The sequence below is a fragment of the Nonomuraea sp. NPDC023979 genome, from assembly GCF_040639085.1.
In the GTDB taxonomy this organism is placed as follows: domain Bacteria; phylum Actinomycetota; class Actinomycetes; order Streptosporangiales; family Streptosporangiaceae; genus Nonomuraea; species Nonomuraea ceibae.
Map to the genome: position 1 here is coordinate 1 of NZ_JBEZZG010000058.1, position 26,977 is coordinate 26,977.

A 26,977-nucleotide genomic window follows, 5' to 3' on the forward strand; every position below is an offset into this window, starting at 1 on the left:
TGGTGCCCGGGCCCGGGCACCACGGCCCGCCAGGGCGGATGGCAGACTCAGCAGACATGATCAGGATTCTGCTCGCCGATGACGACCCGATGGTCCGCCGGCATCTCAAGACCATCCTCGGCTCCAGCACGGAGCTCGACGTGGTCGGCGAGGCACAAGACGGGGCAGAAGCGGTCGAGGAGGTCCTGCGCAACCAGCCCGACGTGGTACTGATGGACCTCAGGATGCCGGGCGTCGACGGGATCACTGCGACGAAGGAGATCACCGCGCTGGCCGCGCCGCCCGCGGTTGTCGCGCTCACCACGTTCGACTCCGACGAGCACGTCCTCGGCGCCCTGGAGGCCGGAGCCGCGGGCTTCCTGGTGAAGGCCACCCCGGCCGAGGAGCTGCTCAACCTGGTCAAGGTCGCCGCCGACGGGAACGTCGTGATGTCCCCGAGCGCGGCGCGCAGACTGATCGCCCAGTCCTCCAGAGGCGACGAGCGGCGCGACGCCGCCCGATCGCGGATCGCCACGCTGGCCGAGCGCGAACGCGAGGTGCTGGCCTGCCTCGGTGAAGGACTCACCAATCCCGAGATCGCCCGGCGGCTGTTCCTGTCGGAGACGACCGTCCGCAGCTACGTCTCCCGCCTCCTGGCCAAGCTCGACCTCACCCACCGGACGCAAGCGGCCCTGCTCGCCCACCAGGCCGGACTCCTCGACGAGCCCGCCTGAACACGACCCGCGACCACCCGGCCGCCACGGGCGACACCACGGCGGCCTTCCGAGGTACCCCGCTGTGCACACACTGTCCCGCTGGCCGGAACTCATCGTCCGCGATCGAAGAATCATGCTCATGGCCGCCATCGGCGCGGCCATCCTCTGCGCCGTCGTCCAGATCGTCCTGTACACCACGAGCGGGGACGGCCGCGGCCCCGGCTCACTCGCCGGGCTCGCCCTGAACCTCCTGCTCAACGCGTCCTTGCCGCTGGTCGTCCGCCTCCCGCGGACGGTAGGAGCACTGGCCGTCGTGGTCACGACGGTGCTCGCTCTCGGGGCCGGCCTGACGCCGGAGGCGGTGGCAGCGCAGACCAGCCCGATCACGACACCCGTGGCAACCCCGGTCGTGGTGTCCTTCCTGGTCACCCTGCTGCCCTGGCACCAGGCGTTCGCCTTCGCCGCCGTCCTCGCGCTCCCGGTGATCCCGATCTGGGCTCCCTCGTGGGGAAACCTGTACGAAGCGCTGTCGTCCACCGCCCTGCCCGCGCTGGGCGCCCTGTACCTGAGGGCCCGGCACGAGCTGGTGCGATCACTGCGCAAGCGGGCCGAGCTGGCCGACTCCGAACGCCGCCTGCTCGCCGAGCGCGCCGAGACCGCAGAGCGGCAGCGCCTGGCCGCCGACCTGCACGACATCGTCACCCACCACGTCACGGAGATCGTGCTGCACGCCGACGCCCTCCGCGTCACCACCCGCGACGACGACGCCCGTACGGCGGCTGAGCAGATCCGGCGAGCCGGCACGCGCACCCTCACCGAGCTGCGTGATCTCATGCGTGTGGTCACCACAGGGGCCCGGCCCGCCCCCGCCGGGCGTCCCCAGAGCGACACCGGCGGCGACCTCGCCGCACTCGCGGCAGCCGACCACGCGGCCCTGCACGTCGAGGGCGACCCCGACACGGTGCCCGCCGTCGTGGCCCGGGCCGTCTACCGGGTGGTGCAGGAGTCGCTGACCAACGCCCGCAAACACGCCCCCGGAGCACCGGTCACGGTCACCATCTCCTACCCCGGCGACCGGGCCGACGTCGAGGTACGCAACGCGCCGCCCCGGCGGAGCGCCGATCCCTCGCTGACCAGAGCCGGCTCAGGAATGGGCCTGACCGGGCTCGACCGCCGGGTGACCCTGCTCGGCGGCACCTTCAGCGCGGGACACGACGGCGAGGGCGGCTTCTCGGTCACCGCCAGCCTCCCCGCCTCCGCCACCCGCAACGCCGCCGCACCAGAACCCCGGGCCTCCGGCGTGACGTGAGGAGGCGTCCACAGTGCGCGGGGTTGCGAGAAGAACCCGAGGACTTCGGACGGAACCACCGAAATGACTGTCTCCTCAGCTCAGGTTCGCGCCCGGGTCGAGGTCGGTCAGGTCGGCGGACGCGGCCCACAGACGCGCCGCCAGTACGGGGTCGGCCAGGTGACCTCGGACGGGTTCGAGGGTAGGCAGGCCACGGATCCCGAACACCCGAGGCCCCCAGAGCTGGCCACCGCGTACGGACGGGTCGAGGACGGCCCGGACGGCGGGCCAGGCGGCGGCCTCCTTGCTCTGCAAGAGCAGACCGGCCGGCAGGCCGCGCAGTCGTTCGCCGACCGTTCGGACGCGGACCGGCGGACGTGAGGGGGTGAGGGAGTCGAGCGCGCCGCCGGGGTGGGTGACCACGCTCAGCGTCGTGCTGCCGGCGGCGCGCAGGCGGCGGTCGAGTTCGAAGCCGAAGAGCATCTGCGCGAGCTTGGACCGTACGTAGGTGCGCTTCGGCCGGTAGTCGCGCATGCTCTGGAGATCGTCGAGGTCCAGGCTCTCGGATTTCGCCGTGAAGCTGCCTGTGGTGACGACGCGGCCGGCGGGTGCAGCCGCAAGCAGGGGTGCGAGCCACGAGATCAGCGCGAAGTGCCCCAGATGGTTGGTGGCGAACATCAGCTCGTTGCCGTCCCCGCTCTCGCGCCGTGGCGGCTCGTCGAGCAGCACGCCGGCGTTGCAGACGACCGCGTCCAGCCTCTCCAGCGCCAGGGCGTCCGCGCAGGCCTTGAGCGAGGGGAGGTCGGCGAGATCCAGGCGGATGTGACGGACGCGCGCACCCGGGACGCGGGCGCGGATCGAGACCCGCGCGGCCTCGGCCTTGGCGGTGTCACGGCAGGCGAGGACGACCGTGGCGCCGGTGCCGGCCATTTGTTCGGCGACGAAGTAGCCGATGCCCGCGTTGCCGCCCGTGACGAGGAAGTTCTTGCCCTCGGCACGTGGCAGGCGCCGTACGTCCCAGGGGGCAGGGCTGTGGAGGAAGGACACCGTCCGGGCTCCTTACGTTGATCGCGTCTGGGTCAGTGCTGGAGTTCAGCCGGCGCTCGTCTGGGCATCAGGGTCACGGCCGGGACGGTGACGGCGGTCAGGGCCACGACGACGACGAGGCTGGCCGTCATGGCGGAGCCGAAGCCGGAGCCGGCCGCCTGGAAGAAGACCGACGTGACGGCGGCCGAGCCGGCCCCGGCCGCCAGTTGCTGGATCGCCGACAGGGAACCGCTGGCGCTGCCGGCCTCGCCGGGATCGATGTCGCCGATCGCGACGTCGAAGATCGTGCCGTAGCAGGCGCCCATCCCCAGGCCCGTGAGGAAGACAGCCGGCGAGAGGGCCCACAGGCTCAGGTCCGTGCCCGAGGCCGCGACCAGGACGAGCAGCCAGCCGCAGCCGGCCAGGATGACGGCCAGGCCGAAGAAGATGAGCGTACGCCCCAGCCTCCTGATCAGCGCCATGCACGCCCCCGAGGCCACGATGATGCCGACGGTCATCGGCAACAGCCCCAGGGAGGCGTCCCGGGCCGAGGCGTGCAGCTCCTGCTGCATGAACAGCGACAGGACGTAGACCAGCCCGGTGGTGGCCGCGAAGACGATCAGGCCGACGAGCAGCCCGGAGCTGAAGCCGCGGTTGCGCAGCAGGGACGGCTTGAGCAGCGGGTCTGCAGCGGTGCGCTGGCGGCGGGCGAAGGCGGCCAGGAACACCAGGCCGGCGGCGACCGAGAGGATCGGGACGGCGGTCCAGCCGTTGTCCGACCCCTCGACCAGCCCCAGGAGCAGCCCGAACATGGCGGCGGCGAGCAGCCCGGAGCCCACCCCGTCCACGCCGGTGGCGGCGTCGCCGTCGTCGTGCGGCAGCAGCCGGACGGCCAGGACCAGGCCGAGGCCGCCGAGCACCAGGTTGACCAGGAAGATCGGGCGCCACGACAACCCGGCGAGGTCGGCGTCGATCACGAACCCGGCCAGGATAGGGCCGCCGACCGAGGCGGCCCCCAGCAGGGGCCCGAACAACGCGAACGCCTTGGTGAGCATGTCACGCGAGAACGTCTTCGTCATGATCGCCATGCCTTGCGGGATCAGCAGCGCGCCGAACGCGCCTTGTGCGCCACGGGCCAGGATCAGCAGGGCGGGGTCGGGCGAGAGTCCCGCCACGGCCGAGGCGATCGTGAAGCCGCTCATGCCCACGAGAAACAGCCTGCGCTGGCCGTACTTGTCGCCCAGCCGCCCGCCGACCACGAGCAGGACGCCCATGGCGAGCATGTACGCCGACCCGAGCCACTTGATCAGGCCCTCGCCGCCGTGCAGTTCGGCGGCGATCGTGGGCGCGGCGATGTTGGTGACCGTGGCGTCGATCATGTCGAGGGCGTCGGCGAGCAGCACCAGCCCCAGGATCGCCCACATGCGGCGCGTGGACGCGGTCGCCGGCGGGCCGGCGGTTGCGGGGATTGCCATGACACATCTCCGTTCGCGAAAACCTGAACTGACTCTGAAACTATAACCATTATAGATTCAGAGGCGTTTCAGGTTACGGTACGATGGAGACATGCCGACGACGATGGGACGCCGCGAGCGCAAGAAGGCACAGACCCGCCAGGCACTGTCGGAGGCCGCACTCCGGCTCTTCAGCGAGCACGGCTACGACGGCGTCACCGTCGCCCAGATCGCCGACGAAGCAGACGTCTCCATCGCCACCCTGTTCGCGCACGTACCCGACGGCAAAGAAGCACTGATCTTCGACGACGGCTCCGAACGACGCCTCTGGCTGACCGCCGCGGTCCACGACCGGCCCCCCGGCCAGTCCGTACTGGAAGCCCTGCGCCGCAGCATGGCAGCCCGAGGCCCCTTCACCGACGACCTCCCACCCGAACTACGGCACAAACGCGACCTGATCGTCAACACGCCCGCCCTGCGGGAATACTCACGCAAGCTCTGGATCGCCTGCGAAGAAGCCCTCGCCGAGGCGATCGCCACCGAGAGCGGCCGCGACCCCTCCGACATGACCATCCGCGCGCTGGCCCGCTACGTCCTGGAGATCCCCGAACTCGCAGGCACCGAACCCGACCCCCTGGCCGCGCTCAACGCCATCTTCGACCTTCTCGAACACGGCTGGCCCGAATCCCCCGGCAAACCCTGACCAGCCCCACCCCGCCGACCCAGCGGACCCTGCTGAAAGGACGGCAGACCGGTCTCAGCCACTACGTCCGCCTCGGCGAGGGTTGTCACAGGGCGAGCGTGCGGCGTAGCCAGCGCAGCCGTGCCGTCTTCGCATCCTGGGAGAGCACGGCTTGGGGGACCATCACATCGAACCCGTGGAAGCCGCCCGGCCAGACGTGCAGTTCAGCCTTGCCGCCGGCTTGCCAGATGCGGGTGGCGTAGGTGACCCCCTCGTCCCGGAAGGTTTCGGCGGAGCCGACGTCGATGAACGCAGGGGGCAGCCCGGACAGGTCGGTGGCGCGGGCCGGGGCGGCGTGGGGGGACACGTCGAGACCGCCGCGCTGCTCGCCGAGCAGCGCGGTCCAGCCCATCTCGTTGCGTGCGTGGTCCCAGACGTCGATGCCGGCCATCTGAAGTGAGGACGGGGTGTTGTTGCGGTCGTCGAGCATGGGGCAGTTCAACAGCTGACCGGCCAGCGCCGGTCCCTTCCGATCGCGGGCCAGCAGGACCACTGCCGCGGCGAGACCACCGCCCGCGCTGGGCCCTGCCACCAGGAGACGAGATGGGTCGATGCCGAGGTCTGCGGCGTGTTCCACGGTCCAGAGCAGGCCGGCGTAGCAGTCCTCCACGGGGGCGGGATGCGGGTGCTCGGGGGCGAGCCGGTAGTCCACCGACACCACGGCCAGGCCCAACTCCGTCGCCATGTCCAGGAGGGGGTCCACGCCGATCATACGGTGGGTTCCGCCGATCATCCCTCCGCCGTGGATGTAGTACACGGCGGCTACCGGGGTGGCGGCCTCGGCGGGCCGGCAGATCAGCAGGGGGATCTCGGGTGCGTCAGCGGGACCAGGAGCGGTCCGCTCCGTGACGACGAAGGCGCCGTCCCGGCTGATCTGCTCGTTGCTGGGAGGCGGGGCCCATTCCGCGGCCTGCCGCCGAAGTGCCGGGATCATGTCCAGGGACGGGACCGTGGTGGGGATCTGCCGGCGCAGCACGGTCAGCGCGGCGTCGAGCTCCGGGTCGAAGGGCGGCGGCGTACCGACCGGGGTGGCGGTTGGCTGCACAGGAGACTGGTCGATGTTCATGAAGAGGCCTTTCCGACCGGACGGACATGAAGAGTTGCTGAGCGATCACCGGCGGCGACGGGGCGGTGACGGGGTGGCGACCGTGCTCGTGGTGGCGGTGCGCGCCGCCACCGGTGACGGAGACGCTCTGCGTCAGGAAGTGCCGGGACCCGACGGCGGGATGTTGTGGTTGATGCGGAAGAGCTGGTTCGGGTCGTAAGTCGCCTTCAGCGTGCTCAGCCGCTGGTGGCTCGCCTCGGTGTAGGCGCGCCTGACCCGCTCGGGAGCGGAGTCGTGGTCGAACAGGAACCCCGGGAGCATGGCGCCGGTGTCCCACGGCCGGAGCCGTTCCAGCACCTCGTCGGCGGCCGTGCGCGCCGCCTCGGCTCGCTCGGCAGGCGCCGGCATCCGCAGCCACAGGTGGAAGGCCGCGCCCTGGGTGCTGACCGCGTGCGGGCGGCCGGGCAGCCGGTTCAGCGCCCCGCCCAGGTGACGTAGCTCGATGCCGGGGAACGGGCCCCCGGAATTCGACGGGTCGATGAACGAGACCAACTCGGCCACGGCCTCGTCGTCGAGTTCGCGGAGCAATGCGCTGCGCAGGTGCGCCGAGACCGGGTTCCTGGGATCCTGATAGATCTCGGTGATCTGCGTGTACGGCAGCGCGGCGCAGTTGTCCTTGTCTTCCGGGCCGAGCGCGCGCAACGGCTCCACCAGCCGCGCGCCTTGCTCCTCGCCCCCGGTGTAGACCACCCGGATCTGTATGAACGAGCGGCCGCGGAACTCCTCGGGCAGTTGCGGCGCATCAGGCAGGCGCATCAGTGTCACCGAGGACGACATCTCCTCCGGCTGCTCCTTGGCCCAGGCCAAATAGGAGCCGAGCACGTGGGCGGCGTGCGTGGGATCCTCCCCCGGATACCAGAGCTCACCGCCGTAGACGGTGCGCAGCGGCAGCAACTCGATCTCGGCCGCGACCACGACACCGAAATTGCTCTTGCCGCCCCGCACCGCCCAGAACAGGTCGGGCTCCTGGGCAGGCGAAACCGTGCGCAGCAGGCCGTCGGCGGTGACGATGTCGAGCGAGCGGACGTGGTCGGCGGCGAAGCCGTACGTGCGGCCGGTCAGCGGGAGCCCGCCACCGGTCAGGTAGCCCATCACCCCGACCTGAGCGGATGAGCCGCACAGCGGCGCGAGACCGTGCTCGGCCGCCGCGGCGAGCACCTCGCCCCACCGCAGGCCGGCTCCGATCCGTGCCGTGCGGGCACGCGGGTCCACCGACAGCTCGCGCAGCTGTCCGGTGGCGATGAACACGGCGCCGTCCGCCGGCACCGACTTGCCGTGCCCGGTCGACTGCACCGCAACCGGGAACCCTGCCTCCGCCGCGAACCGGACGGCGGCGGCCACGTCATCGGCGTCCGCGGCGACCACGACCACCGCGGGCCGGTGCTCGACCGTCAGCAACCAGCCGGAGCCGGCCTCCTCGAAGCCCTCGTCACCGGGGTGGAGCGTACGCCCCCGGATCAGCTCGCGCAGGCTCACCAGGTCGCGCCGGTCGACCGCTGCGTTCGTATGCAGCATGTCAATCATCCGCCTTTCAGGCATGTCACTCATGTGCCTTCTCGAAGGAGGTTCGTCTGGTCGCTGGTTTCCGCGGGCGACGGAGGGGCCGGCATCCGCGCGTCGCGCAGCAGGATCACGGCGGCTACAGCCAGCAGGGCAGCGAGCACCGCACCGACGACCGCGGTCGCCTGCAGGCCGTACACAAATGCCTCACGGGCCACCGACAACAGCCGGGCTCCGTCGCCGACCGGCAATGTGCGGGCGGCGTCGACCGCGGCGGCCAGGGTGTCCTCGGCCGTCTTGACGACGGCGTCGGGCAGCCCCTCGGGGAGCTTGCCGGTCAGGTTCGCCCGGTACACCACGAAGCCGATGCTGCCGATCACGGCGATGCCCATCGAGGCGCCGAGGTCGGTGCCGGTCGAGGCGATCGCAGAGGCGGCACCGGCCCGCTCGGGCGGTGCGGCTCCCACGATCAGCCCGGTGCCCAGCGAGATCATCGGCCCGAGCCCGAGTCCGATGACGGCCGCGCCTATCACTGCGACATACAGGCCGGAGGGACCACTGAGCTGGGCCAGCACCACCATGCCGAGCGCCGCGACCACCAGGCCGCCGGCGAGCAGCGTGCTCAGCTTCATGCGGCTCGCCAGGGCAGGGGCCCCCATGGCGCCGATCATGACCGCGATGGTGGTGGGCATCGACCAGAGCCCGGCCTCGATCGGGGACAGCTCGCACACCAGCTGCAGGTACTGCAGGACAAAGAACTGCGAGCCCCCGGAGATCAGGGTCCCCAGGACGAGCATGCCAAGGGCCGATCCGAACAGTTTGTTCTGGAACAGCGAGAGGTCAACCAGTGGCTGCTCGATCCGCCGCTGGCGAGAGATGAAGAGCGCCCCCAGCGCCAGGCCGGCGACGATGGCGATGCCCGACTCCGGGCGCAGGCCGTCCTCGGCGATCCGCTTGAGACCGAAGATCAGGGCAAGGACGCCGACGATGGACATGATCGCGCTGATGAAGTCCGGGCGGGAGACCGACTCGTCCCGGTACTCCGGCAGCACGATCGGGCCGAACCCGATCAGCAGCAGCATGATCGGGACGCCGAGCAGGAAGACCGAGCCCCACTGGAACAGCTCAAGGAACGTACCGCCGACCAGGGGCCCGATGACCGTGCCGAGGCCGAAGAAGCCGGTCCAGGCCCCGATCGCGGCACCTCGCTGCTTGGGGTCGGTGAACATGATCCGGATCAGGGAGAGCGTGGAAGGCATCAGTGTGGCGCCCGCGAGGCCGAGGAGCGCCCGGGCGGCGATGAGCATCGCCGCGTTGACCGCGAATGCCGAGAGCACCGAGGCCACCCCGAACGCGAACGCGCCGATCATCAGCAGCCGCCGGCGGCCGATCCTGTCCCCGATCGCGCCCATGGTGATGAGGAAGCCGGCGGTGAGGAACCCGTAGATGTCCACGATCCACAGCAATTCGGCGTTGCTGGGCCGCAGGTCGGCGGTGAGGGCGGGCAGTGCCAGATGCAGGACGGTCAGGTCCATGGCGATCAACATGGTGGGAAGCGCGAGGACCGCCAGCCCCAGCCATTCTCTTCGGGTCGCCCGCGGTGCGGCCGCCGTACCGACATCGGTACTCAACGGAATCTCCTTGTCTGGTGGTTGAAGGTTGAGGTGTGGCCGGTGGCCACGGTGCCGAGCGCCGTCCAGCGACGTGGCGGGTGCGCTGGAGCGGATCTCAGGCGGCGGACAGCAGCGTGTTCGCGCGGGACAGGACGGTGTTCAGGACGCGGCCGGCGGTGGCCAATTCCTCCTCCGGCAGGTCGCCCCACAGCTTTTCGGTGATCCGGGCGATGGCGGCGCGGACCTGGTTCCACTGGGCCTTGCCGTCCTCGGTCGCTTCGACGATGCCGTCCTGGCTGGTGCGGACCAGGTTCGCGGCCGTCAGTTCGACGATGCGCTGGTGTGCCGTGGCCTGGTCGACCTTCAAGGAGTGGGAGATTCGCTCGGCCAGAGCATCGCCGGACAGAGTTCCGTCGCTGACCACGGTCAGCGTCAGCGTCACCCACTGGGGTTCGGTGATGCTGGTCCCGGCCAGCTGTCGCTCCAAGAGGGTGTTGAGAGCCTTCTCGGTCTGGCCGATGACCTGGGGGCCGAAGGCGGGCCTGGCCGGCTGTGCGATGGTGGTCATGTCTGAGCTCCTCAGCGCCATGAAGACAAATGTTGGCCAAGCCAACATGGGTGAGACCAACGTTGGTTTGGCCAACATTACATATAGTCGTGGGTCCTGCCAACAATTTGCTAGATTTGGCTCGTGGACACTCCCGAGGGGCCGCCGCCGGAGCGGCTGCGCGCGCTGCCGAGCAGGCTGACCTACGGTGCGGCATTGATCGCCAACCGGATCGTGGATCGGGCGTTCGCCCAGGCCGGCATCCGGCGCCACCACTACTCCCTGCTTGCCACCCTGGAGGAGTACGGCCCGGCCAGCCAGGCCGCCCTCGGCCGCCGCACCGGCATCGATCGCAGCGACATGGTGGCGACCGTCAACGACCTCGCCGAACGGCAACTCCTCGAGCGCGCACCCGACCCGGAAGACCGCCGCCGCAACATCATCACCATCACCCCGGCAGGCCGAAGGCAACTTGCCGACCTTGACCGGCTGCTCGCCGCCGCCCAGGACGAATACCTCGCCCCGCTGTCCGCGGCCGACCGGCAGAACCTGATCAACCTGCTCACCCGTTTGGCCGATCACCACGGCGACAAGCACAACTAAAGGGCGGCCGGTTCTGTCGATGACAAGTGCCAGCGCCCCAGGGCTTGTAGTGCGCTTCGCGGGATGAGGTGGCGCTGGCCCGTACGCCTCGGTCCTGATGCCCACAGAACTGAGCCACCGAGCTGATGTGACAGCTCACACAGATTCGGCCCCGCTCCGGCGAGCGTCGAGCTGGGCGGACGCGCCTGCGGCCCGGCGTGTATGACGGGCAATACGGATTCCCTGTCACTCGTTGATGCCGCGATGCGCCGGCGTCAGTGGCGGGCACCACCTCTCCCCTGCGTAGCCTTCCAGATTGATTTTGCTAGCTATTTCAGTCATGTTTGAAATAACTAGCCAACAGTACGGAGAGCCATGGAACACGTGACCTTCAACAGCGCCGGCACCCGCTGCGCGGGAGATCTCTACCTGCCCGAGACGAGCGACACCGTCCCCGGGCTGGTGCTCGGGCACAGCGGGGTGATGGTCAAAGAGGCGCTGGCGTTCTTCGCCCCGCACTTCGTCAAGGCCGGCTTCGCGGTGCTGGCCATCGACTACCGCACGGTCGGCTCCAGCGAAGGCGAACCACGCGGCCAGGACTACCCGGAACGGCAGGTGCAGGACTTCCGCAGCGCCGTGTCCTACCTGCAGACCCGCCCCGAAGTGCAGCCGGAGCGGATCGGGGTGTGGGGGGTGAGCATCGGCGGCTCGGTGGCAGCCCAAGCCGCCGTGCTCGATCGGCGCATCAAGTGCGTCGTCGTACAGAGCCCCAGCGTGTGGAACGGATGGCGATACCTGGAACGCCTCCTGGGCCGTGCCGGCGTCCACGCGCTGCGCGACCAACTACAACAGGACTGGCAACGGCGCTACGAAGGCGGGCAGAGCGCTCGCGTACCGCACCTGACCCTGGAGGGCGACAGCGTGAAGGACACCCCGGACATGTCCACCCGCCTGTTTCCCACCTACCGCAACGAGAAGACCCTCGACTCAGCCGAGCACCTGCTCACCTTCGCACCGGAGAACCTCATCCACCGGCTCACGCCGACGCCGCTACTGATGATCGCCAACGGCGGCTGGGACCCCTACCACATGCTCGAGGAGGCGCAAAGCGCCTTCGCCAAGGCGGGCGAGCCCAAGCGGCTCGCAGTGCTCCCCTACGACGTGCTCGGGCTCTACACCGGCCCCGGCCTGGAAGAGGCGATGGCGCTCGCAATCGACTGGTTCGACCTCTACCTGCGCAGAACCCGGCTCGCGGACATCACCCCGACACCGACCTACGAGTCGGTGGCCGCCATGACACAGTGAACCGGCACACGATCAACAACGGAGGACGCGACCATGAGCACTGAGGAACAGCAGGACCGGCTGCTCCGCTGGGTGGAACGGGTAGCCGCCTTCTGCGTCGAAGAGTGGGGGCTGCCGCCCATCACCGGACGCATCCTCGGCTGGCTCATGATCTGCGATCCGGCCGAGCAATCCGCCGGCCAGATCGCGGACGTGATCCAGGCCAGCCGGGCCTCACTCACCTCGAACATGCGCTTCCTCACGGCCATCGGCCTGGTCAAGAAGGTGAGAAGACCCGGCGACCGCGTCTCCTACTACCGCATCGAAGACGACGCCTGGCAGAAGGTCATCCAGCGCAAACTCGAAAGCCTGAGCGCGTTCGGCGAGATCGCCGACGAAGGACTCGACATCGCGGGCGGCGAGGGACACCGCACCGAGCGCATCAAAGCCGCCCACGACTCCCTGACGTGGCTACAGAACCTCGCAGCCCGTCATCCGCTACGCCGTTAAGGAACCCCCATGCACCGCTGGCAACCCAAGCTCGGGCTGATCCAGGAAACGCTGCTGCTCACGCTCCACGCCAGAGCCCTGGACGCCGGGCGGCCCAGCCCCATCCTCGGCGACACGCTCTCCGCCGAACTGGCCCGCAGAATCGACTACGACTTCGGCAAGCTGAAAGTCAAGCCCAACCTCGTCCTCACCACGGCACTGCGCGCCAAGAAGCTCGACGACGACGTCCGCGCCTACGTCGCCGCTCATCCCGGATGTGTGGTGCTCGACCTGGGCTGCGGCCTGGACACCAGGATGTTCCGCTGCGATCCCCCGCCCGGCGTCGACTGGTACGACATCGACTTCCCGGAAGTGGTGGACCTGCGATCCGAATGCCTGCCCGGCCGTTCCCACCTGGTCGGAGCCGACCTCACCGGCTCCGACTGGCTCACAGCCATCCCCGGTGACCGGCCGGCGATGATCGTCGCCGAAGGGCTGCTCCCCTTCATGCCCGGCGACTCCTTCCGAACGATGACCCGCGCGCTGACCGGCCACTTCCCTGCGGGCGAACTCGCGCTCAACGGCTACACCCGCTTCGCCGCCTGGGCCATGAAGTACCACCCGACCATCAAGGCGCTCGGCATCAAAGCCGCCCAGGGCTTCGACGACCCACACGAACCCGAGTCCTGGGACGCCGGCCTCGAGCTGATCGAGGAGCAGATCCTCACCCGCGCTCCGGAAACAGCCCGGTTCCCGCAACCCCTGCGCGAGCTGACCCGTCTCACCGCCCGCAGCACGGCCTTGTCTCGGCAAGGGGCACGCATTCTCCGCTACCGGTTCTGAGCGCGTGCCCCATCTCCCCGGCGGTGGCAGCGGTCGTTGCACGGCGTAGAGACAGCCGAACCCGCCGTGCAACGGAAGGGCTCGGTTGGTTGGAGAATGTACGGGCGAAGCCCGTTTGTTTGTGGTGGGCGGTGGATTTGCAACTACCCGACGCCTTTACATTGTAGATTTCTAAGACCGTGGCAGCCGTGGTTCTCCTGGTGGCCCCCTCTTCCGCTGCCTGGTTCGGCGGCTCGGCGCGGCCGGCCCGGTGGCTCCCTCCTGGGCCCGGACGAGCCTGAGGGCACGTCACGGCAACACCCCGGACGACCGGCTTGGTTTGAATCGGGCGCGCGACCCGGTTTGATGGGCGAGGACACTTCCCCTACCCGGCGCTGGTCTCCGCCGCCGCCTCTTCGCTCGACAGGAGGCGGTCGATGAGAGCCTTGAGCGTCTTGGCGTCGTCCGGGCCGAGCCGGTCCAGCAGGTGGCATCGGGTGGCCGTTTCCAGCGTCGGCAACGTCGTGTCGATGACGCGCCTGCCTGCCGGGCACAGCGTGACCTCCACCCCGTTCGGAACTTTGTCGCGGGCCACGTAGCCGCGGTCGGCCATCCGGGTCAGCAGGTGCGACAGCCGCGTCCGATCCCAGCCGAGGGTGGCGGCGAGGGCGTTCTGCCGCAGGCTGCCGCCGGACTCGTGCAGGCAGACCAGGACGCCCAGTTCGGGCTCGGAGACTCCGGACGCCGCCGTGGTTTCGGCGATGACGGCGGCGCGGACCAGCTCATGGGCGCGCTTCCACCGCAGCCACAGCTCGGTCGCCTCACCCGGGCCAAGTGTTGACATATCAACAGTCTACTTCCTAGTGTTCGTCCCGACCACATACTTCGATGTGCAAGGACTTCCCTGATGCTCGATCCTCGGCGGCACTACGCCAGCCTGCGCCTCGTGGCGCTACTCCCCCTCGTGCTGTTCCTCCCAGCCGTGATCGCCTTCTTCACCGACCCGGACGTCGCGTGGGGAGAATACCTGGGCGTCTTCTTCCACCTCTCGATCCTCTTTCTGGTCTCGCGCCTGGAGGCGGCGCCCTGGGCCAAAGCAGCAGGCTACGGCTGGGTGGCGCTCGACGTGCTCGCCGGCATCCTCATGATCAACGGGGTCGAGTACGACACGGCCTGGGCGGTCAGGCTCGGCGGCCACGTCCTCGCCGGGGTCTGGATCGTGGCGAGCTCCGTGGTCAGCCGTTCCTGGCCGGTCCGGGTGGTCGGCGTCGTCACCGGCGTCTGGCTCGCCGGCTACTCCTTCGTCGGCACCGTTCTCGCCGAGGAGTTCCTGCGCCCGGCCGGGATCATGATCCTGGTCTGGTTCGGCCTCCTGGCGATCTTCCACCGCGACGAGCCCACGCACCTGGCGGCACCGGCCGGCCCGGCGCCGGCCTGACGCGCGGCACGCCCACAGTCCGGCGAGCGCGTCGTCGATGTGTCTCCCTCACGACCAGCCGTTGCGTTGGAAGGCCAGCTCCACGAGCTGCGCCACCGCACCGTCCGCGCACGGACGGACGACCACGTCGGCGGCGGAGCGGACGGCGGGGTGGCCGTCACCCACCGCCGCGCCGATCCCGGCGAGCTCGATCATGTCGAGGTCGTTCGGGTTGTCGCCGACGGCGGCGATCTCCGCCGTCGCCACGCCCCGCTCCTCGGCCAGCTCACGCAGGGCCAGGCCCTTGCTCACCCCCTGCGGAAGGATCTCCAGGTACGTGTCCTCGGACAGCACCGTGGTCGTCCCCGCGACACGCACGCGGGGCAGCCGGTCGCCGATCAGCATGCACTTGGTGACCTCGTCGGCCGGCAGCGCCGTCCAGGAGCCGGGGTCGGCCAGCTCGATGCGGTCGCGCCGGGCGTAGTCCCGCAGTTCGGGCACGTCGTCCACGGCGTAGGCCCGGCCGCCGGAGAACACCACGGGGTACGCCCCCGGGGTGACGTCGTCGAAGACGTCGATCAGCGCCTTCCACGCGGCGGCCGGCAGGCAGCGTGAGCGCACCACCGTGCCGGTGGCCAGGTCGACGGTGCGGGCGCCGTTGTAGAGGATGGCCGGGCCGTCGAGAGCGAGCTCTTCGTAGTACGGAAGGGCAGAGCGCTCCATGCGTCCGGTGGCGATGACGACCTGCCCGCCCGCCGCGCGGAAACGGCGCAGGGCGTCGCGGCTCGCGGGCACCATGGCCAGGTCGCGGCCGACCAGGGTGCCGTCGAGGTCGGTGACGATCCAGCGGATCACGGCTGCCTCCCGGCTGCGGCGACCTCGGCCATGACCGAGCCGTCGAGGTCGAAGCCGCCGACGCAGGCCAGGTAGCCGCCCGGGGTGAAGACGCTGCCCGACAGGGGCAGGTAGGTGCCGCCCGCCTGCCGTACCAGAAGGGAGCCGGCGGCGACGTCCCAGGCGTTGACGTGCGTGCCGTAGGCGACGTCGGACCAGCCCGCGGCGACGTGCGCGAGCTTGAGCGCGGCGCTGCCGGGGCGGCGGGTGCTGGCGAAGGCGTTGACCATGCGGGCGAAGCGATGCAGCGCCTCCTCCCCCTCCTCGGCCAGGTCGCGCGGGGTCGGGTAGCTGGACAGCAGGACGGCCTCCCGGTCGGTGCGCGCCCCGGCGCTGCGGATCGGCTCGCCGTTGCACTCCGCGCCGCCCAGCCAGGCGGTGAACTCGTCGTCTCGGACCGGGTCGTACACGACGCCCGCCACCACCTCGCCGTCCACGACCGCGCCGATCGAGGTGCAGAAGAACGGGAGGCCGGCGGCGAAGTTGGCGGTGCCGTCGATCGGGTCGACGTACCAGCTGATCGCTCCTGATCCCCGGGTGCCGCCCTCCTCGCCCACCACGACGCTGTCCGGGCAGCGACGGGCCAGCACCTCGCGGATCTCCTCCTCGGCCGCCTTGTCGTGCTCGGTCACGGGGTCGTGGAAGTCGCGTTTGGTCGCCACCTCCGGGCTGGACCGGAATGCCGTGCGCAGGCGGTCGCCGACGGCCCTGGCGGCCTCCGCCGCGATGGCGGCCAGAGCGCGTGAGGTGGTCAGGTCCATGTGTTCTCCAGCAGTCTCAGCAGGCCGATGGGGTCGTCGACGGTGGCGTGCGGGGTCTGCCGCACCTGGTAGGGGATCTTCTCCGTGCTGCGCGACCGCATCAGCACCGTCGCACCGGCTCCGGCACGGACGCCGCAGACGACGTCACGGTCGTGGTTGTCCCCGACGTACCAGACCCGTCCGGGCGCCACGCCCAGGGCCCGGCAGGCGATGTGGATCAGCTCAGGGTTCGGCTTGCGCACCCCGGCTTCGTCGCTGTAGACCTGCACGGCGAGCTGCCCCGCCAGGCCCTCGCGGGCCAGGAAGTCCCGGTGCACCAGGCCGCACAGGGCGTTGCTCACCACGGCCGGTCGCACGCCGCGCTCCCAGCAGGCGGCCAGGAGCTCCTTGACGCCGGGGCGGAGCGTGCGCTCGCGGCGCCGTTCGCCCATCAGGCGGCATAGCGGGCTCGCCTCCACGGTCACCAGTTCGCGGGCCTGCTCCGGCCAGTCGGTCGCGACGAACTCCGCCCAGAAGCGGCGATGCGTCATCTCCGCCGGGGCGTACTGCCGGGAGGTGGAGTCCTTCCAGCAGGAGTCGGCCCGGGCGCCCGCGCGGATGTCGGTCTCGATCTCGGCGACGCTCAACCCGCCGAACCCGGCGCGCTCCAGCATCGCGTGCACCTCGGCGGCCAGCTCGGCGGCCCACGCCGGGCGTTTGACGGTCTCGGCCACCACGCCGCCGAAGTCGAGCAGCAGGGCCTCGGGCACGATCATGCGCGGGCCTCCGCCGTGTCCCGGTCCTGGATGCGCAGGCCGTCGGCGCCGAACAGGTGGAGCTGATCGGTCCAGCAGGTGACGGTGTCGCCGGGCGCCGCCTCGACGGGGCTGTGGGTGACGGCGAACAGCTCGGTGTCCAGGACGCGCAGCCGTACCGTCCAGGAGGCGCCGGCCGGGAGCACGGCCTCGACGGTGGCGGGTTCGGACCAGGCGCCGGGGGGCGGCGTGCCGAGGCGCAGCGCCTCCGGGCGGATGCCGAACGCGGCCGGGCCGCCGGCCCCATGCCTCTCGCGGCTGTGCGCCAGCAAGGAGCGCCCCAGCCCGGCCGGCGCCGGGCCGACGTCGACGAGGGCCATCGCCGGGCTGCCGACGAACTCGGCGACGAACCGGTTGGCCGGGCGGGCGTACACCTCCATGGGGGGCGCGAGCTGCTGGAGCTCGCCCTGGTTCATGACCGCCACGTGGGTGGCCATGGTCAGCGCCTCCAGCTGGTCGTGGGTGACGAAGACGATCGTCGCCCCCGACTCCTCGTGGATGCGCTTGAGCTCGGCGCGCATCTCCAGCCGCAGCCGGGCGTCGAGGTTGGACAGCGGCTCGTCGAGCAGCAGCACCGCCGGGTCGACGGCGAGCATGCGGGCCAGCGCGACCCGCTGCTGCTGGCCGCCGGAAAGCTGCGAGGGGTAGCGGTCCATCGCGTCGGAGACGTGCACCATCTCCAGCGCCGCCTCGGCGCGGGAGCGGCGTTCCGGCGCGGGCACCTTGCGCATGCGCAGCCCGAACTCCACGTTCGCGCGTACCGACAGGTGCGGCCACAGGGCGTAACTCTGGAAGACCAGTCCCATCCCGCGTTTCTCCGGCGGGACGTACAGGCCCTTCTCCACGGAGTCGAGGACGCGGTCGCCGACGGTGATGGAGCCGGCCGTCGGCTGCTCCAGTCCGGCGATCATGCGCAGGGTGGTGGTCTTGCCGCACCCTGACGGGCCCAGCAGGCACATGAAGGCGCCGTCCGGGACGACCAGGTCGAGGTTCTTGACCGCGTGGTCGCCGCCGCCGTAGCGCTTGGCGATTCCGCTCAGGACGATGGTGGGCATCTATCCTCCCAGGCCGGACGCGAGACTGCTCTTGGTCAGCCTCTGGGTCAGGTACGTCATGGTGAAGGAGACGAGCGCGATCACGAGCACGACCGCATTGGCGAGCTGGGTGTAGCCGTAGTCGACCAGGCCGATCGACAGCGTGGTGAGAAGTTCCGTGCCGGTCGTGGTCAGCATGATCACGATGCTCAGCTCCTTGAGCCCGGAGATGAACGGGAGCACGATCCCGGTGACCAGCGCCCCCTTCTGGATGGGGAAGACGATCCGCCGCATGCGTTGCCACCAGGAGGCGCCGGCGATCTGGGCGGCCTCTTCCGGTTCGCGGCCGAGTTGCGTCATCGCCGCGATGCCGGAGCGGGAGCTGTAGGGCAGATGTGTCACCGCCATGACGAGGATGAGCAGGAACGTGGTCCCGTACAGGGCGGGCACCGGGCCGCGGGCGACCGCGAACAGCGACAGCGACGCGGCCGCGAACGCGATGCCGGGGATGAGGTAGGGCAGGAACGAGACCTGCCGCAGGAACGCGGCGACGCGGGGCGCCGAGCCGCGCACCACCACGTACCCGATGAGCAGCCCGGCGACGGCGCAGATCAGCGAGGCGATGCCGACGATGCGCAGCGAGTTCCAGGCCGCGGTCCACAGTTCGGCGCCGCGGAAGACGCCGTGCGGGAACCCGACCGCCCCGGGCAGGCTCTCGGCGAACCAGTAGCTCAGGGTGAAGGTCGACAGGTCCATCGGGGTCCGGGTGAGCGACGACAGGAGCAGCGTCAGGATCGGCACCAGGACGCTCGCCACGAAGACGACCCCGCCCAGCGCGAAGGCGGGCCAGCGCCATCTGCGCAGATCGCTCAGCCGGTCCATGGCGCCCTTGCCGCCCACGGTGACGAACCGGCGGTGCTCGCGCAACAGCCGTGCGTCGGTGAGGACGATCAGTACGCCGATGAGCACGATGACGGCGGTCAGCACCGAGGCGACCCCGGTGCTGCGGTCACGGATCGACTGGTACAGGCCGGTGGAGAGCACCCGGTAGTCGGCCGGCAGTCCCAGCACGTACGGCGTGCCGAACGTGCCGAGCACCCGCCCGACGACCAGCAGCACGGCCGACGACAGCGCGGGCAGCATCAGCGGGGCGACGATCCTGCGGATGACCACCCGGCGGGGCGCGCCCAGGATGCGGGCCGAGTCCTCCAGTTGCGCGTCGATGCGCCGCAGCGCGTTGCCGACCAGCAGGAAGACGAAGGGGTAGTAGTGCAGGCCGAGCGTGATGACGATCGGCAGCGGCCCGTAGGCGAGCCAGTCCGGCGTCGCGATCCCCTGGGCCTGCAGCACGCCGGCCTGCCCGCCGGCCCGGTCGTTCTTGAACAGGGTGAGCCAGGCGAGCGAGAAGGTCCACGAGGGCAGCATGTACGGGACCACGAGCGCCCCGGCCAGCCACGTGCGTCCCGGCACGTTGGTACGGGTCACCATCCAGGCCATGCCGCCGCCCACGACCAGCGCGAACACGACCGTGCCCAGCGAGATGACCAGCGTGTTGAGCAGCGGCTCCCAGAACAGCAGGTCGCTCACCTGCGAGCGGAACACCCGCCACAGGTAGTAGCCGGTCCACTCGCCGGGTTGCTGCCCCGCGTGCGCCTGGTCGCCGTACTGGAGCCGGAAGGCGTCCGACAGCACCGCGACGAGAGGGGCGACGACCATGTACGCCAGCACGACGACGAGGATGAAGCCGAGCGCGGCGGTCGGGTCGTGGCGCAGGACGCGCAGGCGGTAGAGCATCCTGCGCCGTCTCGGAGGCCGTGGTGGGGGCGTCGATGGTGGCGGCTTCGGCTCGGTGAGAACAGCCATGATGGGTTCCTTCGGGGGGTCGTGCCTCAATGGCTTCGTTTGAGCATCGCGTCGGCCAGGGCGTCGGCCGCCTCCCCGAGACGCTGGCCGACGGCGTCGAGGCGGGAGAGCAGTTCGCGGCGGCGCAGGGTGTCCATGTCCAGGGGCATGGTGAACAGCTCGCCGAGCCTGCACTGGCGTAGCTGCCGCATGCGCGTCCTGGCCTTGCGCGTGGCCAGCACCGCGGTGGTGACCGCGCCGGGGTCGTCCACCATGTGCGTCACCGCGCGTTCGAGCTCGTCCAGGCCCTCGGCCAGCGCCTGGAGCGGCTCGGCGGCGAAGCCGAGGTCACCCGGGCCGAAGATGTCGGCCTCGCGCACGTAGTCGCGTAGCTGGTCGAGCACGTCGTCGATGCAGCGGGACAGGCGGAACAGGTCCTCCCGGTCGATGGGCGTCACCAGGACCCGGCGCAGCAGCGCGACCAGCTCGGCGCGCGCCGCGTCGCCTTGGTGCTCGACCTCGGCCATCCGGGCGCGGGCCAGCGGCCGGTCGGACCCGGCGGCCACCTCGCCCGCCAGCCGTGCGCCCGCCCGGGCGGCGGCGATCTGCGCCTGGACCAGCTTGATCACGCGCCCGCCCGATCCGCCGCTCAGCTCGTCCCAGACCCGCGCGAGCCCGCGCCGCCCGCGTCCCGGCCGGCTCACAGCCACCTCACCGCCAGTCCGGCCAGGCAGCCCAGGGCCATCGACGACGGCAGCGTGACCGCCCAGGCCATCCCCACGGTCGCCACGCCGCGCCACCGCACCCTCTTGCCTCCCTCGCTGGCGGCCGCGCCGACGACGCCGGCCGTGACGGACTGGGTCATGCTCACCGGCGCGCCGAGGACCGAGCTGCCCAGTACGGCCCCGGCCGCGGCGGCCTCCGCCGACACCACGTGCAACGGCCTGGCCAGGACGAGCCCCCGGCCCAGTCGCGCGCCCACCCGGGGCAGGCTGGTCAGCGCCCCGGCCAGGAAGACCGCCACGAGCAGCGCCATCCACGCCGGGCCGACGTGAACCGGGCCGATGCCGCCGACCCCGTGCCTGCCGACCTCGACTGCCACGCTGACGACGGCCAGCATCTTCTGGCCGTCGTTGACCGCGTAGGCGACGCATTGCGCGCCGTAGGCCAGCAGGTGGGCGGCCAGCACGATCCGCGGCATGCGCCCGTGGCTGGGCACCCGGCGGGACACGGCGCCCATGACGTAGCCGAGCAGGACTCCCGCCAGCGGCGCCGCCACGCCGACCGCCAGCACCGTGCCGAGCCCGGACAGCGACACCGGCAGCCCGGCGCCGAACCCGGCGCCGGTGATGCCGCCGACCACGGCCAGCGTCAGGCTCGTCGGCAGGCCCCGCCCGGCCAGCACCGCGACCACGCCGACGGCGATCACCACGCCGGCGAGAAACGCCGCCGCGCCGCCGTCCGCGCCGAGCCCGGCCAGCCGCTCGGTGAAGGTGGCCGCCACCGCGACCCCGAGCAGGTACGGCACGGCGATCAGCGCGCCGGCGAGCAGCCCGACGGTGAACCAGCCGGGCGCCTTGGGGAAGCGCAGGCCGAGACCGATCAGCGCCGCCCCGTCGTTGGCGCCGGTGACCAGCACGAACAGGACCGCGGCGACGGCGAAGGCGATGGTCCACATCACCGGTACAGCCGCCGGTCGCGCGACAGCCGTACGGCCGGGGGCCTCCGCCCGGGATCGGCCCGCCACTCCCCCGGCCGGACGGCGCGCCCGTGCGGGACGGGGGTCATGGCTGCTCCAGCAGGCTCGCCGCCGCGTCGACGGCCGCCGCCACGTCGTCGCCTGGCGGGTAGAGCAGGGCCCGGCCGACGACCAGGCCGCGGGCCCCGGGCAGGCGCAGGGCCTTGCCCCAGGCGGCGAACGCCTCGCCGGCCGCCCGTCCGGGGTCGCCGCCCAGCAGCAGCGTCGGCAGCGTGGTTGCCGCCAGCACCCGTTCCATGTCCTCGACCACCGGGATCTTCAGCCAGGTGCGTGCCGAGGTCGTGCCGAGCGCCTGCACCACGCTGATCGCCTTCACCATCGCCGCCGCCGACAGCTCGTGCCTGACCGAACCGTCCACGTGCCTGGACCAGAAGGGCTCGATCATGGCCATGAGGCCGTGCCCCGCCAGCGCGGAGACGGCCCGCCCGCAGGACTCCAGGGTGCGTACGGTCGCCGGGTCCTCCGGGGCGATCCGGCACAGCATCTTGCCGCCGTCCAGCCCCATCGCGGCGATCGACGGCGCGTCATAGGCGGTGAACCGGTCGTCGAACTCGAAGACCGAGCCCTGCATGCCGCCCCGGTTCATCGAGCCGATGACCAGCTTGTCGTCGAGCGCGCCGAGCAGCAGCAGATCCTCGACGACGTCCGGCGTCGCCAGCAACCCGTCCACGCCGGGCCGCGCCAGCGCGGTCATCAGCCGGTCGAGCAGGTCGAGCCGGCTCTCCATCGCCATCGGCCGCTCCCCCGCCCCGAGGGCGGCCCGGCCCGGGTGGTCGGCGGCCACGATCAGGAGCTGGCCGCGACCGGCCAGCACCGGCCGGCGCCGCCGCCCGGCGGCCAGTTCGCTCACGCGCTCCGGCCGCCGGGCGCGGTCCTCCCGCAGCCGGCAGAGGGCGTCCTCAAGCATGCGCTTCCTCCTCGGAGCGGGTGGCGGCGAGATTCACTTGGTCACCTCCGCGAGCTGGACAGGGCGTCCGTCGCGGCGTGACAGGTCGGCCGCCTCCGCGAGGTGCAACGCGGCCAGCGCGTCGCGCACGGTGCAGGGGCTGTCCCGCTCGCCCAGCCCGACGGCCCAGGTGGCCCGGGTCCCGGCCAGTTCCATCCGCACGTCGTAGCCGGCGCCGTTGTACCGGGAGCCCTGCAGGGTGACCAGCGTCCCGTCGGCCATCGTGATCAGGGCGGCGCTGGTGTCGACGTCACCCGCCTCGGCGAAGAACGGCTCGCCCCGGTTGGCGCCGGTGGCGTAGACCGTGTCGGCCTCCAGCCCGGTCACCCAGCGCAGGATGTCGAAGTCGTGGATGTGGCAGTCGCGGAAGATGCCGCCCGACCTCGTGACGTACTCGGGAGCCGGCGGGCGCGGGTCACCGGTCAGGAGATGGACCCGGTGCAGCTCCCCGAGCTCGCCGTCGAGCAGCGCCTGGCGCGCGGCGGCGAACCCGGCGTCGAAGCGCCGCTGGAACCCGATGTGGACCAGGGCCCCGCCGCGTTCGGCCGCCTCGGCCACCCGGATCGTCTCCGCCACGGTGGGCGCGGCCGGCTTCTCGCAGAACACCGGGATGCGCCGCTCGCAAGCCCTGACGAGCAGCTCCGCGTGGGTCGAGGTGGGGGTCGCGATCACCAGGGCGTCCGCGCTCCACGGGTCGCCGAGGGTGCTCCCGAGCCGACCGGCCACCTCCGCAGCGTGATCCTGGTCGGCATCGGCGACGACGAGGTCGTCGACCAGGCGGGTCAACGTTTCTGCATGAAATAACCCAATTCGCCCAAGCCCTATCAAACCGACCCGCATATCGTCTCCTTCGCCGGGAGCTTCAGTCTTAGATGAACGAGAGATGAACGTCAATGATTTGTCCTGACATTCTGACGAGATGACGTTCTTTCAAGATTGGGCATAAATATGTCTTGACAACCTATTAATTACGCGTTCATCGTGGTGCGCACTGCGGCGTCAGTCGGGGCTCTGAGCCGCGTACGGCACTGCGAGCCATGAGGAGTACCGCCATCATGCGGCGTACCAAGAAGATCGTCACCGTTGCGGCCCTGCTGGCCCTGGCCGCCTGCGCACCGTCCACCGGCGGCCAGGCCGGCACCCTGAACGCGGAGGCCGAACCGCTGCCCTCAGCCTCCGTCGACGCCGCCTTCGACCTGAACGCGCTGGTCGAAGCGGCCAAGAAGGAAGGCAGCCTGCTCGTCTACGACTCCAGCGGCGACATCGAGGAGGTCGCCAAGGCCTTCACCGCCAAGTACGGCATCGCGATGGAAGGCGTGAAGTCAGACACGCCGCAGACCGCGGAGAAGATGACCCGCGAGCACGCCGCCGACAACGTCACCATCGACGCCGCCATGTACGAGGACGGCGGGGTGCTGATGGGCCAGCTCATCCCGCAGGGCATCGTGCGGACCTGGGTGCCCGCCGACCTCCAGGACCAGATCCTGCCCGAGGACCGCAACCCCCTGCGTGCCCTGTCGAAGGCCACCGTGTTCGCCTACAACACCAAGCTCTCCCCCGGCGGCTGCCCGGTCGGGAACATCTGGGACCTCACCGAAAGCGACTGGTCGGGCAAGGTCGTCATGCAGGACCCGCTCGGCAAGCCGACCGTGCTGTCGTTCCTCACCCAGCTCGACTCACATGGCAATCAGGCGCTGGAGCAGGCCTACCAGGCCAAGTACGGCGAGCCGCTGAAGACCGAGGAGAAGAGCGCCGCCTACGAGTGGATCAAGCGCCTGGCGGCCAACGAGCCCGTGCTCACCGGCTCCGACGAGGACACCTCCGGCGCCGTCGGCGCGCCCGCCGCCACCGACAGGAAGATCGGCTTCATGTCGATCTCGAAGTTCCGCAACAACGAGGACAAGGGCTATACCCAGGCCACCTGCGAGGGCATGGCACCCTTCGCCGGATTCAGCTATCCCAAGTACGTCGCCATCGCGGCCAAGTCGAAGCATCCGAACGCCGCCAAACTGTACGTGCACTTCATCATGACGGAGGAAGGCGTCAAGCACGAGATCGGCGAGGGCGGCATCTCCGGCAACAGCACCGTCAAGCCGCTGGTCGCCCCGGCCGGCCTGAGCGACTGGAAGGGGCAGCTCTTCCACACCGACCCCCGATCCCTGGTGGCCGATCTGCAGAACAGGCAGATCATGTCCGACTTCTGGCGGCTCAACCACCGCTGAAGCCATAGGACTGGGTCGTTCGCCCTGGCGACGTCTCCCCGCAAGAAGAGTCCCTCACCTGCCCAAGGAGAACAATGCGTCCTGCCCGCCCCCTGTTCCTGGCAGCCCTCAGCGTCATGCTGACGGGCAGCCTGGCCGCACCCGCCTCCAGCCAGAGCATCCCCTCCATCGACCCGAAGATCGAGACGCCCGCCCTGTTCGACGACGAGGCCGGCGGCAACGCCAACGGCGACGACCCCGCCATCTGGGTCGACCCCGACGACGACGAGGACAGCGTCGTCGTCACCACCGCCAAGGAAGGCGGCCTGAACGTCTACGACCTCGACGGCGACCTGACCCAGCACATCGACGCCCCCGCCGCGCCAGGCCCGGACGACGAGAACGGCCGCTTCAACAACGTCGACATCGCCTACGGCTTCGCCGGCAAGGACCTGGCCGTCGTCTCCGACCGAGGCCGCGACCACCTGCGCTTCTACGCCGTCGATGACGGCCGCCTCACCGACGTCACCGACCCGGCCGTGCCGTTCCTGTTCAACACCACCCAGGAACAGGTCAACGACCAGGAGACCGGCTACGGCCTGACCACCTGGAAAGACGCCACCGGCGCCTACGCCCTGGTCAGCCGCCGCCACAAGACCTCCATCGGCCTGTTCAAGCTGGTGGCCACCGCCGGCGGCAAGGTCAGCTACCGGGCCGTCCGCACGCTCGACCTGCCCGCCTCCTTCACCCTGCCCAACGGCGCCACGTGGACGCCGTGCATGGAGCCCGACGAGCTCGCCCAGGTCGAGGGCATGGTCGTCGACCAGCAGCGCGACGTGCTCTACGCCGCGCAGGAGGACGTCGGCATCTGGCGCATGCGCGCCGACCTCACCGGCGCCCCGGTCCTGGTCGACAAGGTCAAGGAGTACGGCGTGCCCGGCACGTACGACCCCGAGACCGAGGAGTGCGTGCCCGGCGCCGACCCCGGCTACGGCGGCGCCCACCTGTCGGCCGACGCCGAAGGCCTGACGATCTACTACCGGGAGGACGGCAAGGGCTACCTGCTCGCCTCCAGCCAGGGCGACAACACCTTCGCCGTCTACCGGCGCGAAGGCGCCAACGCCTACCTCGGCCAGTTCCGCGTCGGCGCCGACGACGGCATCGACGGCGTGGAGCACAGTGACGGCTCCATGGTCCTCAACGTGCCGCTCGGCGACTTCGACAGCGGTCTGTTCATCGCCCACGACGGCGCCAACACCCCCGAGGTTCCCGACCGGGAGAACACCAACTTCAAGTACGCCGACTGGAACGACATCGCCGACGAGCTCGGCCTCGACGTCGACACCGACGGCTGGCACCCGCGCGACTGACGAGCCCGGAGCTTGCACGGGGCGCACGACCTCCAGGCCCGGGTCCGGCCTGGAGGTCGTCAGTCCCGGACCTTGAAGTCCCCGTGGCTCGTCTTCAGGATCGGCGCCGTGCCCTGGCAGTCGTTGATCGGCGCGTTCATGAACCCCCACATCCAGTAGAGCCTGTCGGAACGCCCGTTGTCGTGCACGGTGAACGAGACCTTCTGGCCGGTCACGTCAGTGTTCTTGTCATTCGTGAGGTTCGCCTGACCACGGGTGATGACGCCGGTGGCGACGGCGACCTCACCGCCCACCAGCAGGCAGGTGATCTTCCCCTCGAACTCGGCGACGACGCCACCGGTCCTGCTGTTCCCGTGGAACACCTGGAAACGCCCCTTCGTGGTGCCGGGTCCGCCACGGGCCTCGATCTGGAACTTCACCGGGTCCCCGGCCCAAGACCCGAACGCCTTGGTCAGGACGCCGCCCGCGGATCCCGACAGCCGGGGCTCGGGGGCGGAAGGCGCGGTGCCGGCGAAGGACGCCGTCGCCGTCCCGGTGATCAACGCGAGCGTGGCAGCCAGTCCGGCGATTCCACGTCGTGCCCACAGCTTCTTCGTTTCAGTCATGTAGCGGCCCCCTCGGGAGATTGCGTTCTACAACTCCGCCAGTCTGTCGCCGCGGGGGTGCCCTGAACGTCGGCGTCAGGTCTCGGCCAGATCCTCCGGAGGTCGCGATCGAGGTCATCCCCCAGACGGACCCCGATCGTGGCGAGCGGAGGTCATCGCGCTGAGCCGCAACGGTCTCCTTGGCAGTAGCCGTTGCTGAGAATCAGC

The 26,977-nt window shown here is 70.5% G+C and carries 27 protein-coding genes; 10 read left to right on the top strand and 17 right to left on the bottom strand.

The features are described 5' to 3' along the window. Window positions 1-56: 56 nt before the first annotated feature. Window positions 57-713, top strand: coding sequence for a response regulator transcription factor (locus AB0G11_RS47480; protein ID WP_219508606.1), 657 nt, complete (start codon window positions 57-59; stop codon window positions 711-713). A gap of 121 nt (window positions 714-834) precedes the next feature. Continuing rightward, entirely contained in the window at window positions 835-2,004 is a 1,170-nt protein-coding gene (locus AB0G11_RS47485; RefSeq protein WP_357593767.1) for an ATP-binding protein, read from the top strand. 75 nt (window positions 2,005-2,079) lie between these two features. On the opposite strand, the gene AB0G11_RS47490 is transcribed toward AB0G11_RS47485, so the two are convergent. Both AB0G11_RS47490 and AB0G11_RS47495 read right to left on the bottom strand, forming a co-directional pair. Next, a complete protein-coding gene (locus tag AB0G11_RS47490) occupies window positions 2,080-3,030 on the bottom strand; it encodes an SDR family NAD(P)-dependent oxidoreductase (protein ID WP_357593769.1) in 951 nt (316 codons plus the stop codon). Between the two features lie 32 nt (window positions 3,031-3,062). Further along, a complete protein-coding gene (locus AB0G11_RS47495; protein WP_357593771.1) occupies window positions 3,063-4,484 on the bottom strand; it encodes an MFS transporter in 1,422 nt (473 codons plus the stop codon). Between the two features lie 91 nt (window positions 4,485-4,575). On the opposite strand from AB0G11_RS47495, the gene AB0G11_RS47500 reads away from it, so the two are divergent. Beyond that, entirely contained in the window at window positions 4,576-5,166 is a 591-nt protein-coding gene (locus AB0G11_RS47500; RefSeq protein WP_357593773.1) for a TetR/AcrR family transcriptional regulator, read from the top strand. Between the two features lie 85 nt (window positions 5,167-5,251). Here AB0G11_RS47500 and AB0G11_RS47505 read toward each other — a convergent pair whose 3' ends face one another. The 4 genes from AB0G11_RS47505 to AB0G11_RS47520 all read right to left on the bottom strand — a co-directional run bounded on the left by AB0G11_RS47505 (window position 5,252) and on the right by AB0G11_RS47520 (window position 9,991). Next, on the bottom strand, window positions 5,252-6,271 hold the full coding sequence (locus AB0G11_RS47505) for an alpha/beta hydrolase (protein WP_357593775.1): 1,020 nt from the start codon (window positions 6,269-6,271) through the stop codon (window positions 5,252-5,254). Between the two features lie 132 nt (window positions 6,272-6,403). After that, on the bottom strand, window positions 6,404-7,825 hold the full coding sequence (locus AB0G11_RS47510) for an FAD-binding protein (RefSeq protein ID WP_357593777.1): 1,422 nt from the start codon (window positions 7,823-7,825) through the stop codon (window positions 6,404-6,406). A 29-nt stretch (window positions 7,826-7,854) separates the two neighbouring features. Further along, entirely contained in the window at window positions 7,855-9,441 is a 1,587-nt protein-coding gene (locus AB0G11_RS47515) for an MFS transporter (protein WP_357593779.1), read from the bottom strand. 97 nt (window positions 9,442-9,538) lie between these two features. Then, window positions 9,539-9,991, bottom strand: a complete 453-nt coding sequence (locus AB0G11_RS47520; RefSeq protein ID WP_357593781.1) for a hypothetical protein — start codon at window positions 9,989-9,991, stop codon at window positions 9,539-9,541. 123 nt (window positions 9,992-10,114) lie between these two features. Here AB0G11_RS47520 and AB0G11_RS47525 point away from each other — a divergent pair, with 123 nt between their 5' ends. From AB0G11_RS47525 to AB0G11_RS47540, 4 genes are all read left to right on the top strand, one after another. Further along, the gene (locus tag AB0G11_RS47525; protein WP_219508614.1) at window positions 10,115-10,573 is read left to right on the top strand and encodes a MarR family winged helix-turn-helix transcriptional regulator; all 459 of its coding nucleotides are present in this window, start codon (window positions 10,115-10,117) and stop codon (window positions 10,571-10,573) included. 354 nt (window positions 10,574-10,927) lie between these two features. Further along, complete coding sequence (locus tag AB0G11_RS47530) at window positions 10,928-11,857, top strand: alpha/beta fold hydrolase (RefSeq protein ID WP_357593783.1); 930 nt, start codon at window positions 10,928-10,930, stop codon at window positions 11,855-11,857. 33 nt (window positions 11,858-11,890) lie between these two features. Continuing rightward, complete coding sequence (locus AB0G11_RS47535; RefSeq protein WP_219520053.1) at window positions 11,891-12,346, top strand: transcriptional regulator; 456 nt, start codon at window positions 11,891-11,893, stop codon at window positions 12,344-12,346. 9 nt (window positions 12,347-12,355) lie between these two features. Next, window positions 12,356-13,168, top strand: a complete 813-nt coding sequence (locus tag AB0G11_RS47540) for a class I SAM-dependent methyltransferase (protein WP_357593785.1) — start codon at window positions 12,356-12,358, stop codon at window positions 13,166-13,168. A gap of 364 nt (window positions 13,169-13,532) precedes the next feature. Here the strand turns inward: AB0G11_RS47540 and AB0G11_RS47545 are convergent, their stop codons facing one another. Further along, window positions 13,533-13,991: a MarR family winged helix-turn-helix transcriptional regulator gene (locus AB0G11_RS47545; RefSeq protein WP_357593787.1), complete on the bottom strand. Its 459-nt coding sequence runs from the start codon at window positions 13,989-13,991 to the stop codon at window positions 13,533-13,535. 63 nt (window positions 13,992-14,054) lie between these two features. On the opposite strand from AB0G11_RS47545, the gene AB0G11_RS47550 reads away from it, so the two are divergent. Continuing rightward, the gene (locus AB0G11_RS47550; protein WP_357593789.1) at window positions 14,055-14,585 is read left to right on the top strand and encodes a hypothetical protein; all 531 of its coding nucleotides are present in this window, start codon (window positions 14,055-14,057) and stop codon (window positions 14,583-14,585) included. A gap of 48 nt (window positions 14,586-14,633) precedes the next feature. On the opposite strand, the gene AB0G11_RS47555 is transcribed toward AB0G11_RS47550, so the two are convergent. The 9 genes from AB0G11_RS47555 to AB0G11_RS47595 all read right to left on the bottom strand — a co-directional run bounded on the left by AB0G11_RS47555 (window position 14,634) and on the right by AB0G11_RS47595 (window position 23,434). Then, on the bottom strand, window positions 14,634-15,419 hold the full coding sequence (locus AB0G11_RS47555; protein WP_357593791.1) for a Cof-type HAD-IIB family hydrolase: 786 nt from the start codon (window positions 15,417-15,419) through the stop codon (window positions 14,634-14,636). Continuing rightward, window positions 15,416-16,219: an inositol monophosphatase family protein gene (locus AB0G11_RS47560; protein WP_219517652.1), complete on the bottom strand. Its 804-nt coding sequence runs from the start codon at window positions 16,217-16,219 to the stop codon at window positions 15,416-15,418. Before AB0G11_RS47560 ends, AB0G11_RS47555 begins: the two co-directional genes overlap by 4 nt. After that, on the bottom strand, window positions 16,210-16,974 hold the full coding sequence (locus tag AB0G11_RS47565; RefSeq protein WP_357593793.1) for an HAD-IA family hydrolase: 765 nt from the start codon (window positions 16,972-16,974) through the stop codon (window positions 16,210-16,212). Before AB0G11_RS47565 ends, AB0G11_RS47560 begins: the two co-directional genes overlap by 10 nt. Beyond that, the gene (locus AB0G11_RS47570; protein WP_357593795.1) at window positions 16,971-18,068 is read right to left on the bottom strand and encodes an ABC transporter ATP-binding protein; all 1,098 of its coding nucleotides are present in this window, start codon (window positions 18,066-18,068) and stop codon (window positions 16,971-16,973) included. The genes AB0G11_RS47565 and AB0G11_RS47570 overlap by 4 nt, the downstream gene beginning before the upstream one ends. Continuing rightward, a complete protein-coding gene (locus tag AB0G11_RS47575; RefSeq protein WP_357593796.1) occupies window positions 18,069-19,910 on the bottom strand; it encodes an iron ABC transporter permease in 1,842 nt (613 codons plus the stop codon). A gap of 26 nt (window positions 19,911-19,936) precedes the next feature. Continuing rightward, complete coding sequence (locus AB0G11_RS47580) at window positions 19,937-20,593, bottom strand: DUF47 family protein (protein WP_219517656.1); 657 nt, start codon at window positions 20,591-20,593, stop codon at window positions 19,937-19,939. Further along, window positions 20,590-21,567, bottom strand: coding sequence for an inorganic phosphate transporter (locus AB0G11_RS47585; RefSeq protein ID WP_357593798.1), 978 nt, complete (start codon window positions 21,565-21,567; stop codon window positions 20,590-20,592). Before AB0G11_RS47585 ends, AB0G11_RS47580 begins: the two co-directional genes overlap by 4 nt. Window positions 21,568-21,673: 106 nt before the next feature. Next, window positions 21,674-22,555 (bottom strand): deoxyribose-phosphate aldolase, encoded by an 882-nt coding sequence (locus tag AB0G11_RS47590; protein ID WP_357593800.1) that lies wholly within the window; start codon window positions 22,553-22,555, stop codon window positions 21,674-21,676. Between the two features lie 33 nt (window positions 22,556-22,588). Beyond that, window positions 22,589-23,434, bottom strand: a complete 846-nt coding sequence (locus AB0G11_RS47595; protein ID WP_357593802.1) for a Gfo/Idh/MocA family oxidoreductase — start codon at window positions 23,432-23,434, stop codon at window positions 22,589-22,591. Between the two features lie 215 nt (window positions 23,435-23,649). On the opposite strand from AB0G11_RS47595, the gene AB0G11_RS47600 reads away from it, so the two are divergent. After that, the gene (locus tag AB0G11_RS47600) at window positions 23,650-24,816 is read left to right on the top strand and encodes an ABC transporter substrate-binding protein (protein ID WP_357593804.1); all 1,167 of its coding nucleotides are present in this window, start codon (window positions 23,650-23,652) and stop codon (window positions 24,814-24,816) included. A gap of 74 nt (window positions 24,817-24,890) precedes the next feature. Continuing rightward, entirely contained in the window at window positions 24,891-26,165 is a 1,275-nt protein-coding gene (locus tag AB0G11_RS47605; protein WP_219517663.1) for a phytase, read from the top strand. A 59-nt stretch (window positions 26,166-26,224) separates the two neighbouring features. Here AB0G11_RS47605 and AB0G11_RS47610 read toward each other — a convergent pair whose 3' ends face one another. After that, window positions 26,225-26,770 carry a hypothetical protein gene (locus AB0G11_RS47610; RefSeq protein WP_357593806.1) on the bottom strand — a complete coding sequence of 182 codons (546 nt, stop codon included), beginning with the start codon at window positions 26,768-26,770 and terminating at the stop codon, window positions 26,225-26,227. Between the last annotated feature and the right edge of the window lie 207 nt (window positions 26,771-26,977).